At 67.0% G+C, this 17,672-nt stretch carries 17 protein-coding genes and 1 riboswitch; of the genes, 15 read left to right on the forward strand and 2 right to left on the reverse strand.

From position 1 onward, the window contains the following. Window positions 1-7: 7 nt before the first annotated feature. Window positions 8-1,768: a serine/threonine-protein kinase gene (locus tag PT015_RS05535; RefSeq protein WP_285189410.1), complete on the reverse strand. Its 1,761-nt coding sequence runs from the start codon at window positions 1,766-1,768 to the stop codon at window positions 8-10. Between the two features lie 457 nt (window positions 1,769-2,225). Between PT015_RS05535 and PT015_RS05540 the strand changes: the two genes are divergently transcribed. The 14 genes from PT015_RS05540 (at window position 2,226) to PT015_RS05605 (ending at window position 16,326) form a co-directional block, all read left to right on the forward strand. Then, the gene (locus PT015_RS05540) at window positions 2,226-2,525 is read left to right on the forward strand and encodes a PE family protein (protein WP_285189412.1); all 300 of its coding nucleotides are present in this window, start codon (window positions 2,226-2,228) and stop codon (window positions 2,523-2,525) included. Window positions 2,526-2,690: 165 nt separating this feature from the next. Further along, window positions 2,691-2,987 carry a WXG100 family type VII secretion target gene (locus tag PT015_RS05545; RefSeq protein WP_285189414.1) on the forward strand — a complete coding sequence of 99 codons (297 nt, stop codon included), beginning with the start codon at window positions 2,691-2,693 and terminating at the stop codon, window positions 2,985-2,987. Between the two features lie 43 nt (window positions 2,988-3,030). After that, window positions 3,031-3,315 (forward strand): WXG100 family type VII secretion target, encoded by a 285-nt coding sequence (locus tag PT015_RS05550; protein ID WP_285188788.1) that lies wholly within the window; start codon window positions 3,031-3,033, stop codon window positions 3,313-3,315. An 89-nt stretch (window positions 3,316-3,404) separates the two neighbouring features. Then, a complete protein-coding gene (locus PT015_RS05555; protein ID WP_285189416.1) occupies window positions 3,405-4,316 on the forward strand; it encodes an ESX secretion-associated protein EspG in 912 nt (303 codons plus the stop codon). Window positions 4,317-4,492: 176 nt separating this feature from the next. Next, window positions 4,493-6,007 (forward strand): type VII secretion integral membrane protein EccD, encoded by a 1,515-nt coding sequence (gene eccD, locus PT015_RS05560; RefSeq protein ID WP_285189418.1) that lies wholly within the window; start codon window positions 4,493-4,495, stop codon window positions 6,005-6,007. A gap of 106 nt (window positions 6,008-6,113) precedes the next feature. Continuing rightward, window positions 6,114-7,838, forward strand: a complete 1,725-nt coding sequence (gene mycP / locus PT015_RS05565) for a type VII secretion-associated serine protease mycosin (RefSeq protein ID WP_390887997.1) — start codon at window positions 6,114-6,116, stop codon at window positions 7,836-7,838. Then, window positions 7,835-9,007 (forward strand): type VII secretion protein EccE, encoded by a 1,173-nt coding sequence (gene eccE, locus PT015_RS05570; protein ID WP_285189420.1) that lies wholly within the window; start codon window positions 7,835-7,837, stop codon window positions 9,005-9,007. The genes mycP and eccE overlap by 4 nt, the downstream gene beginning before the upstream one ends. Window positions 9,008-9,011: 4 nt before the next feature. Further along, the gene (eccA, locus tag PT015_RS05575) at window positions 9,012-10,844 is read left to right on the forward strand and encodes a type VII secretion AAA-ATPase EccA (protein WP_285189421.1); all 1,833 of its coding nucleotides are present in this window, start codon (window positions 9,012-9,014) and stop codon (window positions 10,842-10,844) included. Between the two features lie 160 nt (window positions 10,845-11,004). After that, window positions 11,005-11,175, forward strand: a riboswitch (M-box (ykoK) riboswitch). Between the two features lie 282 nt (window positions 11,176-11,457). Beyond that, window positions 11,458-11,757, forward strand: coding sequence for a PE family protein (locus PT015_RS05580; protein WP_285189423.1), 300 nt, complete (start codon window positions 11,458-11,460; stop codon window positions 11,755-11,757). 13 nt (window positions 11,758-11,770) lie between these two features. After that, window positions 11,771-13,015, forward strand: coding sequence for a PPE family protein (locus PT015_RS05585; protein WP_285189425.1), 1,245 nt, complete (start codon window positions 11,771-11,773; stop codon window positions 13,013-13,015). 91 nt (window positions 13,016-13,106) lie between these two features. After that, entirely contained in the window at window positions 13,107-13,832 is a 726-nt protein-coding gene (locus PT015_RS05590; RefSeq protein ID WP_285189426.1) for an MgtC/SapB family protein, read from the forward strand. Window positions 13,833-13,855: 23 nt separating this feature from the next. Continuing rightward, window positions 13,856-14,797 (forward strand): sterol desaturase family protein, encoded by a 942-nt coding sequence (locus PT015_RS05595; RefSeq protein WP_285189428.1) that lies wholly within the window; start codon window positions 13,856-13,858, stop codon window positions 14,795-14,797. Between the two features lie 142 nt (window positions 14,798-14,939). Further along, a complete protein-coding gene (locus tag PT015_RS05600) occupies window positions 14,940-15,524 on the forward strand; it encodes a LysM peptidoglycan-binding domain-containing protein (protein WP_285189430.1) in 585 nt (194 codons plus the stop codon). Window positions 15,525-15,654: 130 nt separating this feature from the next. Then, window positions 15,655-16,326, forward strand: coding sequence for an Rv1815 family serine proteinase (locus tag PT015_RS05605; protein WP_449247898.1), 672 nt, complete (start codon window positions 15,655-15,657; stop codon window positions 16,324-16,326). On the opposite strand, the gene PT015_RS05610 is transcribed toward PT015_RS05605, so the two are convergent. Continuing rightward, window positions 16,323-16,763, reverse strand: coding sequence for a PNPOx family protein (locus tag PT015_RS05610; RefSeq protein ID WP_285189432.1), 441 nt, complete (start codon window positions 16,761-16,763; stop codon window positions 16,323-16,325). The two genes, PT015_RS05605 and PT015_RS05610, sit on opposite strands and share 4 nt — an antisense overlap. A 109-nt stretch (window positions 16,764-16,872) precedes the next feature. Between PT015_RS05610 and PT015_RS05615 the strand changes: the two genes are divergently transcribed. Beyond that, a complete protein-coding gene (locus PT015_RS05615; RefSeq protein ID WP_285189434.1) occupies window positions 16,873-17,583 on the forward strand; it encodes a TetR/AcrR family transcriptional regulator in 711 nt (236 codons plus the stop codon). Window positions 17,584-17,672: the final 89 nt, after the last annotated feature.

The following is a 17,672-nucleotide window of genomic DNA, read 5'->3' on the forward strand; positions in this document are numbered from 1 at the left end:
CCGCTCGTCAGCGGGGCGGTCGTGCCGACCCCGAAGCCGGGGGAGCAGAACTCGGCGGATTCGGCACCTCGACGCCGGGTGGCACCTCGGCGACCCGCGCGGCGACGGACGGGATCTCGATCGTCGCGCCTTGCTGCTGGCACTCGTTGGTCTCCACCGTGACGGTCATCGTGCCGCGGAACTCGGCATGGTCCTTACGCAGCGAAAGTGCCTGTGTCGTCGTCTGTTTCGCGGGTGCGTTGTCGGGCCCCACGCATGCGAACAGCATGGTGTCGGGCCGCGACTGCCATCCGCCGTTGCGGAAGTCCAGCACGACCGTTTTGCTGCCGCCGCCCTCGCCCACCTGGACGTGACCGGTCTCGTCCAGCATGACGCCCGTGGCCACGCACGATGCGGGAGTGCAGGCCGTCCTGAACGCCCACCAGGTGCTGACATTCGGCGGCTGGGGGTCGGGACTGCCGTTGTAGGACTGCTGTTCGCGGTTGACGTCGACGCGGTATGCGCCGTCCAGTGCCTCACCCGTGACCGGGAAGTCGTGCCCGGCGGGCGCCGGCGCCGCTTTGGGTGCGGGCCCCGCGACGGGTCCCAGCGGGCCGGCGGCGCGATTCGTTCCGTGGTCGTCGCGGCCGATGATGACGCCTACCGCGACCATCGCGACGCACAGCGAGGCCGCCGCGGTGCCCAGACCGATGATCCACGGCCAGCGATTGGGGCGGGTTTCCGCCGGTTTGGCGGAGCGTTCGACCGTAGCCGGCTCCTCGACCTGCTGATGGTGCTGCGCCAGACCGCGCACCGTCTTGGCCCAGGAGGAGAAGTAGGACGACGACGACGTCGCCTCCTGCGGTGACAACCAGGTCGCCGTTGTGTCGTGGTCATCCGGATAGTCGACGACCGTCAGATATGCCTCTGGACTGCGATCGCCGCTCCACGCGCCGGCGCCGTGACTCAGAGCGTCGGCGAAGGCGCGGCAGCTGCCGAACCGGTCGCGCGGATTCTTCGCCAACGCGACCGCGAACACGCCGTCGAGGCGGGCGACCTCCGGGCGCTGGTCGCGCAGGCTCGGCGGGGCGGCAGTCAGGTGCTGGCTGATAACGGCGACCGGATTCGACTGCTGGAAGGGCGGCTTGCCGGTGAGCAGGAAGTACGCGGTGGCCGCCAGCGAGTACTGGTCGGCACGGCCGTCGATGTCGCCGCCCATCAGCTGCTCGGGCGCGGCGAAGGCAACGGTCTCGCCGGTGAGCTCCGGCGACGCCGGGCTGTCCGGGTCGCCGAGTTGGCGGGCCAGGCCGAAGTCGGTGAGCAGGATCTGCTGCTCCCCGTCGCTGGGATGGGTGAACAGGATGTTGGCCGGTTTCACGCCGCGGTGCAGCATGCCCTTGCCGTGGGCGTAGTCGAGCGCGTCGGCGATGGCCGTCACGACCGCCAGCACCTCACCGGCCGGCATCCCATTGGGGTAGCGGCCGGTGACCAGCTCGTCGGCGTCAGTGCCGTTGACGTAATCCATCGTGACCCACAACTGACCGTCGGACTCGCCGCGATACTCGATGCCGAGGATGTGGGGGTGGTAGAGGCTGGTGGCGATCGGAGTCTCGCGGAGGAAACGGTCGCGGAACTCCTCGTCGCCTGAGAGGCCGGCCGACAGCACCTTCAGCGCGTTCCAGTGGGGTAGTCGGGGGTGCTGAGCCAGGTACACCGCGCCGGTGTCGGCATGCCCCAAGAGCCTCAGGACGGTGTAACCCGTAAAGGTCGAGCCGTTGGTGACCGACATGGGCAGATATTAACCACGGCGCACCCGACGGGGCATCCCTGCGCGGACCCCGCCGCTGCGCGTGGTGGCGATGTCGTAATCCGGATCCGCAGGTCGACAAAACCGCAGTTGAAGCCCTATATGAAACACCGAGATGGCGTTATTCGCTGCCGGATTTTTTCGGTTCAGGCGAGCCGCACAACTTCGGACGTTCATCGACCCAACGCTCGGTAGCGAACCGGCTTAGTACCCGGGACTTACCCGGCTCACATCATTTGCCCATGTCACAGGCCTATCGTGGCGACAGAATCGCCGGTGTTCGGGCGACTCTGTTACTCGGCTGTTACCGGAGATGAACACTTGTTGCTGTCGGGTGAACAATTGCAAACACCCAGCTTCGGCCGCAGCACAGGGGCCTGCGCGCGTCTATTGTCGTGCACGGACAGATCGCCGTTGTCGACCGAGAAGGAAGCCCGAAATGTCGTTCGTGACCACACAGCCGGAAGCTTTGTCGGCGGCGGCCACCAGCCTCCAGGGGATCGGGTCTGCGATCAACGCCCAGAACGCCGCCGCAGCGGCGCCGACTACGGGCGTGGTTCCGGCCGCGGCCGACGAGGTTTCGGCTTTGACCGCCGCGCAGTTCGCCGCGCACGCGCAGCTCTACCAGGCTGTGAGTGCGCAGGCCGCGGCCATCCACGAAGCGTTCGTCAACACATTGGGTACCAGCGCCGGTTCCTACGCTGCCACCGAGGCTGCCAACGCAGCCGCCGCGGGCTGAGCGTCACGTACATGAAAGCCATCCCACTGTGGCTCCACACACGGTGGCAGCCATCACGCGGGGAAGGGGGAAACAACCGTGTGTCTCAAGTCGGCGGTTACCTCTGGTAACCCGTCGACTACCACGTTCATTCCATCAATCACCACTCAACCAAGGAGAAAGTAAGTGCCTACGCGTTTTATGACTGACCCGCACGAGATGCGGGCGATGGCGGGCCGTTTCGACGTGCACGCGCAGACCGTCGAGGACGAGGCCCGCAAGATGTGGGCGTCGAGCACCAACATCGCCGGGGCCGGCTGGAGCGGTACCGCTCAGGCCACGTCCTACGACACGATGGGCCAGATGAACACGGCCTTCCGCAACATCGTCAACATGCTGCACGGGGTCCGTGACGGACTGATCCGCGACGCCAACAACTACGAGAGCCAAGAGCAGGCCTCTCAGCAGATTCTGAGCAGCTAGCTCGCTGACCAGCGTAAGCTTCCACACACAGGAGGAAAGATAAATGTCGATTAGCTACCAGTTCGGTGATGTCGACGCCCACGGCGCGCTCATCCGTGCGCAGGCCGCTTCCCTGGAGGCCGAGCACCAGGCCATCGTCCGCGATGTGCTGGCTGCCGGTGACTTCTGGGGCGGCTCGGGTTCCGTCGCCTGCCAGGAGTTCATCACCCAGTTGGGTCGCAACTTCCAGGTCATCTACGAGCAGGCGAACAGCCACGGCCAGAAGGTGCAGAGCGCCGGCAACAACATGTCGAGCACCGACTCCGCCGTCGGCTCCAGCTGGGCCTGACAGTCAACGCAGGGCGCGGCAGCACACCGGTTCAGGTGTGCTGCCGCGTCGTGCGATAACAGAGAAATACCGAGATACGAGAGAAGCGGATGGATCAGAGCACACGCACCGACATCACAGTCAACGTCGAAGGTTTCTGGATGTTGCAAGCGTTGCTGGACATTCGTCACGTCGCGCCCGAATTACGATGTCGGCCATTCGTGTCCACCGATTCGATGGACTGGCTGAACGAGCATCCGGGCATGGCCGTCATGCGCGAACAAGGCATCGTCGACGGCGAGACAGTTAATGACGCGGTCGCCGCCAGAATGCGCGTGCTGGCCGCCCCCGATCTTGAAATTGTCGCGCTGTTGTCCCGCGGCAAACTGCTCTACGGAGTCAAGGAGAAAGACGAGTCCGGCGACGAGGAGCAGGTTGGCTCCCGCGACATTCCGGACAACGAGTTCCGAGTTCTACTGGCCCGTCGCGGCCAGCACTGGGTATCGGCCGTACGAGTCGGCGACGAGATCACCGTCGACGACGTCGCCATCGCAGATACCACGTCTATCGCGACGCTGGTCTTCGATGCGCTCGAGTCGATCCACCACGCCGAGCCCGCCGCAATCAACGCGGTGAACGTGCCGCTCGAAGAAATGCTTGAAATCACGAAAGCCTGGCAAAGCTCCGGGTTTAACGTTTTCTCCGGCGGAGACCTGCGCCGGCTGGGCATCAGCGCAGCGACCGTGGCCGCACTCGGCCAGGCGCTGTCGGACCCGGCCGCCGAAGCCGCGGTCTACGCCCGCCAGTACCGCGACGACGACAAGGCGCCGAGCGCGTCGGTGCTTTCGCTCAAGGATGGATCTGGCGGCCGGATCGCCATGTACCAGCAGGCGCGCACAGCAGGCTCAAATGAAGCCTGGCTCGCTATCTGCCCGGCCACTCCGCAGTTGGTACAGGTCGGTGTGAAGACCGTGCTGGAAACGCTTCCCTACGGAGAGTGGAAGACACACAGCAGAGTTTAACTAATCTTCACGCAGTTACCGCGCACGGCAACGTTTTTCAGGGCAGCATTTAGCAAAGATGCGGATGCCGCGAAATGCTCTTAGAATCTGCTCAAACAATTGTGACGCGACGTCACAATTACACCTAGCGAGGCAAGACAGATGGACCCACAATTCGTCGACAGAGGGGTGCAGCGATGACCGCAGTAGCTGAGGCGCCACAGCCTGGCACAGAGGCGGTCTCGTCGCCTCAATCGGCCGTGATCGGCATCATCGCCGGCGAGGGCGTGCAGATCGGCGTCCTGCTGGACGCCAACGCCCCGGTGTCGGTGATGGTCGACCCGCTGCTGAAGGTCGTGAACGTCCGTCTGCGGGAATTGGGCCTCTCCGCGCTGGAGGCCAAGCAGCGCGGCCGCTGGGCACTGTGCCTGGTGGACGGCACGCCGCTGCGCGCCACCCAGTCACTCACCGAGCAGGATGTCTACGACGGCGACCGACTGTGGCTGCGCTTCGTCGAGGACACCGAGCACCGCTCGCAGGTCATCGAGCACATCTCGACGGCCGTTTCGGTCAACCTCAGCAAACGGTTCTCCTCGATCAACCCGTCGGTGGCGATTCAGGTCGGCGCCGCGATGGTCGGCGCCGGAGTCCTGCTGGGCTCCTTCCTGCTCGGCTGGTTCCGCTGGCACCACGACTCCTGGGTCCCGGCTCCGTACGCAGCGGTCATCGCGGTGCTGGTGTTCACCGTCGCGCTGCTGATCCTGGGCCGCTCCCACACCGTGCAGAACCGCCGTGCCGGCGACATCCTGCTCTGGAGCGGGCTCGCACCGCTGGCGGTCTCGGCGGCGTCCGCGCCTCCCGGCCCCGTCGGCTCTCCGCACGCCCTGCTGGGCTTTGCGGTCACCACGGTCGCCGCGCTGATGATCATGCGCTTCACTGGCCGCCGACTGGGCACCGGAACCGCGATCGTCACCGTCTCGCTGATCGCGACGTTCGGCAGCCTGGCTCGGATGGCGTTCGACACCGGCGCCGTCACGCTGCTGACCACGACCCTGTTGGTCTGCGTCTTCGGGTACCACAGCGCACCGGCGATGTCTCGCTGGCTGTCCGGCATCCGGTTGCCCGTCTTCCCTTCGGCCACCAGCCGCTGGGTCTTCGAGGCCCGTCCCGACCTCCCGACCACCGTGGCGCACGGCGTCGACGGCGGACGTCCGACCCTGGAGGGCCCCGCGTCGATCCAGGACGTGGTGCTGCGAGCCGAGCGTGCCCGCTCGTTCCTGACCGGACTGCTGGTCGGTCTCGGTGTGCTGACGGTCGTCTCGCTGGCCGGGGTGTCCGACCCCCGCACGCACGACCGCTGGCTGCCGCTGCTGCTGGCCGCCACCACCGCAGGCTTCCTCATGCTGCGCGGCCGGTCCTATGTAGATCGTTGGCAGGCAATCATTCTCGCGGTCACGTCGGTCCTGATCGTCGGCGCGGTCGTGGTGCGCTACTCGCTGGTGCTGTCCTCAACGGCGGCCGTGTCGGTGACCGCCGGCCTGGCGGTGCTGCTGCCCGCGGCGGGTCTGACGGCCGCGGCGACGGTGCCCAACACGATCTACAGCCCGCTGTTCCGCAAGCTCGTTGAGTGGGTCGAGTACCTCTGCCTGATGCCGATCTTCCCGCTGGCATTGTGGTTGATGAATGTCTATGCCGCGATCCGCTACCGGTAGGGGCGTGGCGATCGCAAGCGCGGCGAAGCCGGGCGCAGCGGGTCGGCACGGTAAGGGACTGGCGATCGCAAGCGCGGCGAAGCGGGGCGCAGCGGGTCGGCACCGACTGCGGCCGCTTCGTGTGGCCGCAGTCTCCGCCACCACACTGATCGTGGCCTCGGTAGCCCTGTCGGGCTCACCGGCCTACGCCATCAACCCCCCGGGCATCGATCCGGCGGCGACGCCGCCGGACAGCCCGCCTGGGCCGCAGCAGCCGACGAAGCAGAACTCGTACTGCACCGAGGTTGGGGTGTTGCCGGGCACCGACTTTCGTGTCCAGCCCAAGTACATGGACATGCTCAACCTGCCCGAGGCGTGGAAGTTCGGGCGTGGTGGCGGCGTGCGGGTTGCCGTCATCGACACCGGCGTCACCCCGCATCCGCGGTTACCCCACCTGATTCCGGGGGGCGACTATGTGACCGCCGGCGACGGGCTATCTGACTGCGACGCCCACGGCACGCTCGTGGCGTCGATGATTGCCGCGTCCCCCGGGAGCAACGGCCCTGCGGAAGCACCCGGACCCCGGCGCCCACCGCCGGTGCCCACCAGGGAACCACCGCCGCAGGCGCCGCCGCCGCAAACGATCAGCGTCGCCCCGCCGCCGCCGCAGACCATTACGTTGGTCCCGGCGCCGCCCGCGCAAGAGGATGCCCCGGCATGTCCGTGGTGCCCGCCGGGCAATAAGGCGGCTGGAGCGTCCAGCCACGATCAGGGCAAGACGGTGCTGCCGCACAATCCCCGTGGCGGACACGGCCAGATCGTCTCGGTGGATTATCCGCGGCCGGCCGCGCCGCAGCCGCCGTTGGATCCGCCGCCACCACCGGCGCCGAGCGACGCCTACAGCGGCATCGCCCCCGACGTCGATCTGATCTCAATTCGCCAGTCCAGCCAGGCTTTTGGGCTCAAGGACGCCTACACCGGCGACCAGGATCCGCAGACTCGGCAGAAGTCGGACAACATCCGGACGATGGCGCGGGCCATCGTGCACGCCGCGAACATGGGCGCCCAGGTGATCAACATCTCGCAGGTGCTGTGTATGAGCGCCCGCAGCATGATCGACCAACCCGACCTCGGCGCGGCCGTCCGCTACGCAGCGGTCGACAAGGACGCGGTCATCGTTGCGGCCGCGGGTGACACCAGCCAGCGCGACTGCAAAGAGAATCCCCTGGTGGATCCGTTGCACCCCAACGACTCTCGTGACTGGAATGGAGTGACTACAGTGGTCACCCCGTCCTGGTTCAGCGACTACGTCCTGACCGTCGGCGCGGTGGATGCCTCCGGCACGCCGATGGACAAACTGAGCGTCGCGGGGCCCTGGGTAGGCATCGCCGCGCCCGGCACCGACGTGGTCGGCCTGTCGCCGCGAGATGACAGCCTGATCAACGCGATTGACGGTCCGGACAACACGCTGCTGGTGCCGTCCGGGACCAGCTTCTCGACCGCGATCGTGTCCGGTGTGGCCGCGTTGGTGCGGGCGAAATACCCGAACCTGTCGGCGCATCAGATCATCGACCGCCTGATTCGGACGGCGCGCGCCCCCGCCCGCGGCGTCGACAACCAGATCGGCCACGGGATCGTGGATCCGGTTGCCGCGCTGACCTGGGATGTGCCGGAAGGCTCTGTCCTGCCGAAGGATACGGCGAAACCGCTCAAGCTGCCGCCCGCCGCCCCGCCGCGCAACATGGTGCCGGTGTGGGTCGCTGCGGGTGGCTTCGGTGGTGCGTTGCTGCTGGCCGGCCTCATCTTCGGTGGAGCCGTTTTGATGAGGAAAACAACAGGGAGACAGGAATGAAGGCACAACGCGAGTACGGGCTGTCCCTCTCGTGGGCGCGAGTCACCACCGTGTTCCTGATTGACGTTGCGCTGCTGGTGATTGCGAGCCATCTGCCGGACTCCTGGCAGGCCGATCGCAACCTGACGCTGTGGATCGGCGTCGGTCTGGCGGTCATCCTGACCGTCGTCGCCTTGCTGACCAACGGGGGAGTGCCGGTGTCGTCGGCCCCGATCGCCCGGGTGCGCAACTGGTACGCCGACCCGGAGGCGCTGACGGTCGGTTGCACACCGGCCATCGACCACCGCCGGCAGTTCAGCCGCGACACCGTCGGCATCCGTGAGCACGACGGCAAGCTGATCGCGGTGATCGCAGTCGACGGCGCGGGCGAGCAGGGCCGGCACCGTCACCGCGATGGGCTGGCGACCACCATCCCGCTGGAAGCAGTCGTTACGTCGTTGCGGCAGTTCGATGTTCGCCTCGACAGCGTCGACGTGATCTCCGTTGGCGCCCGCACCGCCAGCAAGGGCGTGCAGGCGGCCGCGCGCGACGACTTCGGCGGCGACCGCCGTCCGATCGAGGAGCGCAACACCTGGCTGGTGCTTCGGATGGACCCGCAGCACAACGTCAGCGCCGTCGCGGCCCGCGATTCGGTGGCTTGCACCCTGGCCGCCGCAACCGAGCGGCTGGCCAACGATCTCGACGGACGCAGCTGCGTCGCGCGCCCGCTGACCGCCGACGAGATCGTCGACGTGGACGACGCCGTGCTGGCCGGTCTGCAGCCGGCGCACGTCCGGCCGTTCTGGCGCTACCTGAAGACCCCGGACGGCTACGTGACCAGCTTCTGGGTGTCGCCCGGCGACATCACCAGCGAGACGCTCGAGGAGCTGTGGCTCACCGACGCCGACACCACGGTCATGACGATCCGCATTATCGCCGAGGGTCACGAGGCCGACGTGTCGGTGTGGGTTCGGTACCACAGCGACAAGCGCCTGCGGAAAGAGGCCTTCAGCGGTCTGAACCGCCTGACCGGGCGTCAGCTCGGCGCGGTGGCGGCCAGCCTCCCGGCTCCCACGTCTCGTCGCCCGCTCCCGATGCCGAGCCGCACGCTGGGCCACACCGAGGACATCCTGGTTCCGGTGGGCGCAGTGGCTGGGCAGCAGGCGAGCGGTTTCGAAGCCTTACGATAAAGGGATGACGCGACCGCAGACCAACGCGCCGGATTCCCGCAACGCGATGGTCGCGGGGCTGCTGGCGTCCGGAATATCGGTCAATGGGCTTCAGCCCAGCCACAATCCGCAAGTGGCACTGCGGATGTTCACGACGGCCACCAGCCTCGACCCGGAGATGTGCGACGCCTGGCTGGCCCGCGTGCTGGCCGGCGACCAGACCATCGAGGTACTGACCGGCGCGTGGCAGTCGGTGAAGACGTTCGGCTGGGAGATCCGCCGGCTCGGTCTGACGGAGCTCGAGTTCCGGCCCGAGGTGTCCGACGGGATGTTCCTGAAGCTCGCTGTGACCAGCGTGGAGTCGCTTGCCGCGGCCTACGCGGCCGCGCTCACCGAGGCCAAGCGATACACCGATGCGGCCGAACTGTTGGATTCGATAACGCCGCGACACGCCTCCGATGAGGAACTGGTCAAGTATGTGCGGGGCCTGCTGCATTTCCGCACCGGCCGCTGGCCCGACGTGCTCGCGCAGTTCCCGCCCGGGGCCGGTTGGCGGCACCCCGAGCTGAAAGCGGCCGGGGCCGCGATGGCCACCACCGCGTTGGCATCGCTGGGCGTCTTCGAGGAGGCGACCAGGCGCGCCCAGGAGGCGATCGAGGGGGACCGGGTGCCCAGCGCGGCCAACGTCGCGATGTACACCCAGGGCATGTGCTTCCGGCATCTCGGCCGGGAAGAGGAGGCCGTCGAGGCCCTGCGCCGGGTGTACTCGCGCGATGCGAAGTTCACACCGGCCCGTGAGGCGCTGGACAACCCGAACTACCGCTTGGTCTTGACGGACCCGGAAACCATTGAGGCACGCACAGATCCGTGGGATGCGGACAGCGCGCCCACCCGCGAGCAGGCCGAGGCCGCCAAGCACGCCGAGATGGCCAAGAAGTACCTCGACGAGGGCGACTCCGAGCTCAACGCCATGCTCGGCATGGACGCCGCCAAGCGGGAAATCAAACTGATCAAGTCGACAACCAAGGTGAACCTGGCCCGCGCGAAAATGGGCCTGCCGGTGCCGGTGACGTCGCGGCACACACTACTGCTCGGACCTCCTGGAACCGGCAAAACCTCTGTGGCACGGGCCTTTTCGAAGCAACTGTGCGGGCTGACCGTATTGCGTAAACCGTTGGTGGTGGAGACCAGCCGCGCAAAGTTGTTGGGCCGCTACATGGCCGACGCGGAGAAGAACACCGAAGAAATGCTCGAGGAAGCGCGCGGCGGGGCGGTGTTCTTCGACGAGATGCACAACCTGCACGAGAGCGGTTACTCCACCGGTGACGCCTACGGAAACGCGATCATCAACACCTTGCTGCTGTACATGGAGAACCACCGCGACGAACTGGTGGTCTTCGGGGCGGGGTACGCCAAGGCGATGGACAAGATGCTCGAGGTCAACCAAGGTCTGCGACGCCGGTTCTCCACCGTCATCGAGTTCTTCAGCTACAACCCGAAAGAGCTTGTCGCGCTGACTCAGCTGATGGGCCGGGAGAACGAGGACATCATCACCGACGACGCGGTCGAGGGACTGCTGCCGTCCTACACCCGGTTCTACGAGGACGAGACACTCTCCTCGGACGGCGACTTGATCCGCGGCATCGACACGCTCGGCAACGCCGGCTTCGTGCGCAATGTGGTGGAGAAGGCCCGCGATCACCGCAGCTTCCGGCTCGACGACGAAGACCTCGACGCGGTGCTGGCCAGTGACTTCGACGAATTCAGCGACGACCAGCTGCGCCGGTTCAAGGAGCTGACCCGCGACGACCTCGCCGAGGGACTCAGCGCGGCGGTGGCCGAGAAGAAGAGCGACTGAAGTCACTGAGCCGCAACATCTTTGGGGTATATTGCGCCAAAGATGTTGCGCCAGAAACAGAGCTGCGTCTCGGCAATCCAGAGACTTCGGCTCGCCGCACATGTGAGTTCACCCAGGGGTGAGTTGACTCGCGACGATCGTGGTGGAACTATGACCGGAGCAAGCACCTCGCTAGGTGAGGCGTCTGCACGGATACAGGCCACTGACCTCAAATGTCGAAAGACGCCCAGGGTCAGGACAGCTCCTCCCGGCTTAAGGGTTGAGCCCAAGTGGCTTCCGGGTCCACCGGATACGCCGTGCAGTGCCAAAGCTCTGTCGAGAGGGGTGCAGCGACCGGCCTGATCAGGCCGGATTCGCTACGTCCCGCGTGCACCGTGTCGGCACCCCCGCGTGCCCTGGCCGCGAGGAGGTGAGGCGAAGTGAGTCCCAGCGATAGTCCGTATCCGAGACCGGTGACCGTTTCGTCCAGGTCCGGCCTCGGCGTCCACAACATCCACTGACTCGGCTGACGCCGCTTCAATCAGCCACGCGCGCTTGATCTTTGCCGCGCGTGCCCACTTGTCGTGCCCTGGCACAGCGGCCGTTTCCGCATGCCCGCGCAAAGGAGTACCCGATGACTTTTGTGACGACGCAACCCGAACTGCTCGCCGCGGCGGCCGCCCGGTTGGCCGTTGTCGGCTCAGAACTGGCGGCACAGAATGCCGCGGCGATGGCCCCGACGTCTGCGGTGGTCCCCGCGGCAGCCGATGAGATATCCGCCCTGGCCGCAGCACAATTCGTCTCGCAGGCAGCGCTGTATCAGGCGGTGGCCGCACAGGCGGTCGCGGTGCACGACTCTTTCGTCGACGTCCTCGGCGCCAGCGCCGCGTCCTACGCCGCCACCGAAGCCGCGAACGCAAGTTCAGCGATCTGACAGGAGCGCCACCATGACTGCAGCACTCGACTTCGGCGCGTTCCCACCAGATGTCAACTCCGCCAAGATGTACGCCGGCCCCGGGTCGGCGTCGATGCTGGCCGCCGCGTCCACGTGGAACGGGCTGGCGTCCGAACTGCGTTCGCAGGCAGCCAATTACAGTGCGATCGTCGCGAACCTGACCGGCGAGGGCTGGCAGGGCCCGGCGTCGACCGCGATGGCAGGCGCCGCCGCGCCGTACACGGCGTGGATGCACACGACGGCGGCGCAGGCCGAGCAGACCGCCGGCCAGGCGACGGCCGCGGCAGCGGCGTACGAGGCCGCCTACGGGATGACCGTGCCGCCGCCGGTGATCGCGGCCAATCGGGCTCAGCTCGCGGCGTTGGTCGCCACGAATGTGCTGGGCCAGAACGGTCCCGCCATCGCGGCGACCGAGGCGCACTACGGCCAGATGTGGGCGCAGGACGCCGCGGCGATGTACGGCTACGCCGCACAGTCGTCGTCGGCCACCAAGGTGCCGGCGTTCGCGACCGCGCCGCAGACCACCGCCCCCGGCGCGCTCGCAGGTCAGGCGGCCGCGACGACTCAGGCCACCGGCAGCAGCGCGCAGGCCGCGTTGTCGCAGCTGACCTCGTCGGTTCCCGGCACGCTGCAGGGAATGTCGTCGCCGGCGACGTCGTCGACCTCGATGCTGGGCGAGCTCGAGGGCCTGCTCAGTGGTGGCTCGTCGGGCAACTCGCAGCTCGACGGTTTCTGGAACGCGTGGGGGCCCAACGCCAACGTCTGGAACACGATCACCTCGACCGGAGCGATCAACCCGCTGCAGGCGGCGCAAATCGTCACCAGCGCCAGCTTCCTCGGACCCGGCACGATGGCGGGAAGCGAGGGCCTGAGCCAACTTTCACCGTTGGGCGGGATGGCCGCGGGCCTGGGCTCTGGCACGCCGGCAATCTCGGGCGTGACCGGCCTCGGCGCGGCCGCACCCTCGATGTCGGCGGGCGTCGGTCAGGCCGCGTCCATCGGCCAGCTGTCGGTGCCGCCCGGCTGGACCTCGGCGCCGCCCGCGGCGATGCCGTCGGCCGGATCGGCGCTGGGCAGCACGCCGTTGGCCGCACCGGCCGAGGTCGCGGCCGGTGTACCCGGCGTGGCCCCGACGGGTGCCGGGGTCGGCGCCCGCGCCGGGGCGACCGGCGGCATCATGGACACCCGGTTCCTGGCCCGGCCGCCGATGGTCCCCTCGTGGGCTGCGGTCGGCTAAGCCGCACACTGTATTTCGAGCGGTGAGCGCCGATCGGGCGTGGCGTCGTCCACACTGATAGGCACCTCGCCCGGGAAAGGAGAGCCGCGTCATGCACACGCTGACAATCGCGGAATTCACGCTGCGGCTGGCCGTGGGCCTCGGCTGCGGCGCCCTGATCGGCATCGAGCGGCAGTGGCAGGCCCGGCGGGCCGGCCTGCGCACCAACGCCCTGGTGGCGACGGGCGCGACGTTGTTCGTGCTGTACGCCGTCGCGACCAACGACAGCAGTCCCACCCGGGTGGCCTCCTATGTGGTCTCCGGAGTCGGTTTTCTCGGTGGTGGGGTGATCCTGCGTGAGGGGTTCAACGTCCGCGGCCTCAACACCGCGGCCACGCTCTGGTGCTCGGCCGCGGTGGGGGTGCTCGCGGCCGGGGGATACCTGGTGTTCGCGCTGATCGCGACCGGCACCATCGTGTTGATTCATCTGCTGGGACGCCCGGTGGGGCACCTGATCGACCGCGACAACGTGGTCGAGGAGGACGAGGACGATCAGCCGTACCAGCTGCAGCTGATCTGCCGGCCCAAGTCCGAGAAGTACGCGCGCGCGCAGATCGTGCAGCGCACCGGATTCGGCGGGGATCGTCTGCTGCTGCGTGGCATCTACACCGGCCGCAACAGCGACGACAGCGTCACGCTGACCGCCTATTTGCTCAGCGACGGCCACGCGCCGTCCCGGCTGGAGCAGCTCGTCGCCGAGTTGTCCCTGCAGGAGGGCGTGCAGGCGGTGCATTGGTATGCGGGTGACCAGGATGACCGCATGCCGCCGGCGCATTAGCCCGTCGTCGTAGGGTGTGTGACGTGACTGCGATCTCCGGCTTCCTCTCCGTGCTGCCAGAGCAGATGCGGGATCCGGTGTTGTTCGCGATCCCGTTCTTTCTCGGCCTGCTGATCCTGGAATGGACGGCGGCACGCAAACTCGAGCGCATCGAGCGGCAAGCATCGATGCCCACCGACCGTCCGGGAGCGGGCGCGTATCTGACCGCCGACTCGTGGGCCAGCATCCGGATGGGTCTCATCTCGGTCGCCACGACGGCGGGCTGGAAGTTCCTCGCGCTGCTGGGGTACGCCGCGATTTATGCCTACGTCGCGCCGTGGCACTTGGCCGCGACGCGGTGGTACACGTGGGTGATCGCGATCCTCGGCGTCGACCTCCTTTATTACTGCTATCACCGCAGCGCGCACCGCATTCGGCTGATGTGGGCGACCCATCAGGCGCATCACTCGAGCCAGTTCTTCAACTTTGCCACCGCGCTGCGGCAGAAGTGGAACAACAGCGGCGAGATCCTGATGTGGATCCCGTTGCCGCTCTTGGGAATTCCGCCTTGGGTGGTGTTCTGCAGTTTCTCGCTGAATCTGATCTACCAGTTCTGGGTGCACACCGAACGAATTGGGCGCATGTGGGCGCCTTTCGAATTCGTCTTCAACACACCCTCGCACCACCGGGTGCACCACGGGATGGACGCCGAATACCTCGACAAGAACTACGGCGGAATATTCATCGTCTGGGACCGGCTGTTCGGCACCTTCCGGCAGGAGACCTTCCGGCCGCACTACGGCCTGACCAAACAGGTCGACACGTTCAACGTCTGGAAACTGCAGACCCATGAATACCTCTCTATCGCAAGGGATTTCCGTTCTGCGAGGCGTTTCCGCGACCGCCTCGGGTATGTGTTCGGGCCGCCTGGATGGCAGCCGGCCGGGGTGCTGCGCAGCGCTGCTCCGCTGACTCCCTCGCGCTGACCATCCGCTCAGCGGCAGTGAGTCCTTGTTCACCCGGCGTTTTTATTTCGGCGAGCCGAAAGCCCCCACGGCTTAGCCAAGATCAGTAAGTTCGACGGCGAGGCCGGTATCCGCCTGCCGCGACCACGAGAAGGGAATTGCTGTGGGAGACACTCTCACCGAGGGGCAAAAGCTCGTCAAAGGTGAATCGCTGACATCGAGCAACGGGGCCTACACCCTGACACTGCAGGATGACGGAAACCTGGTCCTGGCATCACGCGGTCACGCGATCTGGTCGTCGGGCACCAACGGCGAAGACGTCGTGCGCGCCGAGGTGCAGAGCGACGGCAACTTCGTTCTCTACACGGGCGACAAGCCGGTGTGGCACACCGACACCAAGGGCAAAAAGAACGTCCGCCTGGTCCTGCAGGACGACCGCAACCTCGTGCTCTACTCCGCAGACGGCGCCGCGTGGTCGACCAAGACCGAGACCGACGCTCCTCCGCCGGCCGAGCCCGAAGCGGCCGCACCGGCAGCCGCCGAGGAAGAACACCACGCCGAGGAAGCCGCGCACGCCGAGCCGGAGCCCGCCGCCCCGCGGACTTACACCGTCGAGTCGGGTGACACGTTGTGGGCCATCGCCGAGCAGTTCTACGGCGACGGCAACAAGTACCAGATCATCGCCGACGCCAGCGGCATCTCGAACCCGGACCTGATTCAACCGGGCCAGGTTCTGACCATTCCTTGATCGCGAGGGGAGCGCGTCGGCCGCGAATCCGGCCGGCGCGCTCTCGTCAGATCCGCTCTCGGCTTAGGATTTGCTAGGTAATCTAAAAGCCTGCCGGTGGGGAGCCGGTGTTCACGGATCGGAGTCGTGGGTGGGGGGTTCGGCAATTCGCGCATTCGGCGTAACTCTCGCGGCTGCGGTCGCGGCATTCTGCGTTCCCGCGCCCGCCCACGCTGATCCGGTGCCCGTATTCCCCGGAATGGAGATCCACCAGGGTCCTCACCTGTGCACTCTGGGCTACGTCGATCCCGCGCTGCGGGTGGCGTTCAGCGCCGGGCACTGCCACAGCGACGGCCCGGTTATGGACCGGGACAACAAGGTGATCGGCAACGTCGCAACATTCCGGGACAACACACCCAACGGGACGGTGGTCCATACCGACCAGGAGATCTCGGACTACGAATCGATCGTGTTGGCCCCCGACGTGACGATCAACAACATCCTGCCCGGTGGGCGCTTGCTGCAGTCCGACCCGGGACTGGTCGTCACGCCCGGCGAACCGATCTGTCACTTCGGCGTCGTCACCGGCGAGAGCTGCGGAACGGTGGAGGCCGTCAACAACGGCTGGTTCACGATGAGCCACGGCACCGTCAGCCAGCAGGGTGACTCCGGCGGACCGGTCTACCTCACCAACGGACCCGGACCCGCCCGCATCGTCGGCATCTTCAACAGCGTTTGGGGCAACCTGCCGGCGGCGGTGTCGTGGCAGTCGACCACCCAGCAGATCCGTCAGGACGTAGGCGTCGGCGGGCCGGCCATCTAGCGCGTCAGCACAAAAACCGGGATCGACGGCGCGGCGGCGCGCAGCTCGTCGGCGCCGGAATCCGGTGTCAGCCCGGCGATGTGGCCCTTGACCTCCCAGTACCACCGCTCCAGGTAACGCTTCAGCACCTCCGCCTTGGCGCCGTCCGCCAGCTCTGTCGCGCGCAGACTGCGGCGACGCCACACCGGTCCGACATCGACCGCGCCCGCTGTGCGGACGTTGCGGGCCCACTGGGTGTTGCCGCGCGGCGACACGAGGTACTCGGCATCACCGATGGTCAAGACGTTGACGACCACGCTACGGACGCGACCGCTCGCGCGTCCGCGCACGCGTAGCGCGCGGGTGCCCGCGATGCTGATGCCGGCTTCGGCCAGCCATCGGATCAAGGTGTTCGCCTTCTTCGCGACACCGCTGGGTTCGTCGTATCTCGTCGCCACGAGCGCTCCTATGTTCGGTTACTGAGAGCACTGCTCTCTTTGCTGGAAGAATGACACACCGGCTCAGGAAAAACAAGAGCACCGTTCTCTGTTGTGTCACACTTGCCAGATGGCGAATCGGCGCGATGCGCGCGAACGCACCGAGGCGCAGATCATCGAGCTCGGTCGGCGCCACCTGGTGGAGCACGGCGCGGCCGGGCTGTCGCTGCGCGCAATCGCCCGCGACCTCGGCATGGTGTCGTCCGCGGTGTACCGCTACGTCGCCAGCCGCGACGAGTTGCTGACGTTGCTGCTGATCGACGCGTACTCCGAGCTTGCCGACGTGGTGGATCGCGCCCGCGACGCGGTGTCCGACGACGCGTGGACCGAGGACGTCGTTGCGATCGCCCACGCGGTGCGGGACTGGGCCGTGACACACCCGGCCAGTTGGGCGCTGCTGTACGGCAGTCCGGTGCCCGGCTATCACGCTCCGGCTGAGCGGACGGTCGAGCCCGGGACCCGGGTGATCGGCGCGCTGTTCGACGCCGTGGCGGCCGGCATAGCGACCGGAGACATCAAGTTGACGAATCATTCTGCGCCGCAACCGATGTCCGATGACTTCGAGCGACTCCGTCAGGAATTCGGATTTGCCGGCGACGACACGGTCATCGCCAAGTGCTTTGCGACGTGGGCCGCCGTGGTCGGCGCGATCAGCCTCGAGGTGTTCGGTCAGTACGGCGCCGACACGTTGAGCGACACCCACGCGGTGTTCGACGCTCAGGTGCGGCTATTGGTCGGGGTGCTCACCCAGCCGGCTTTCGGGGTTTCGGCGCCGAATTAGAACATGTTCACCGGGCCTTTTTCGACGGCGGACATCGCCGATCCCGGCAACAGTTCCGGCCGGGCAAGGGGCTGGGTTATCCTGCGAGG

This window comes from Candidatus Mycobacterium wuenschmannii (assembly GCF_030252325.1).
GTDB lineage: Bacteria > Actinomycetota > Actinomycetes > Mycobacteriales > Mycobacteriaceae > Mycobacterium > Mycobacterium wuenschmannii.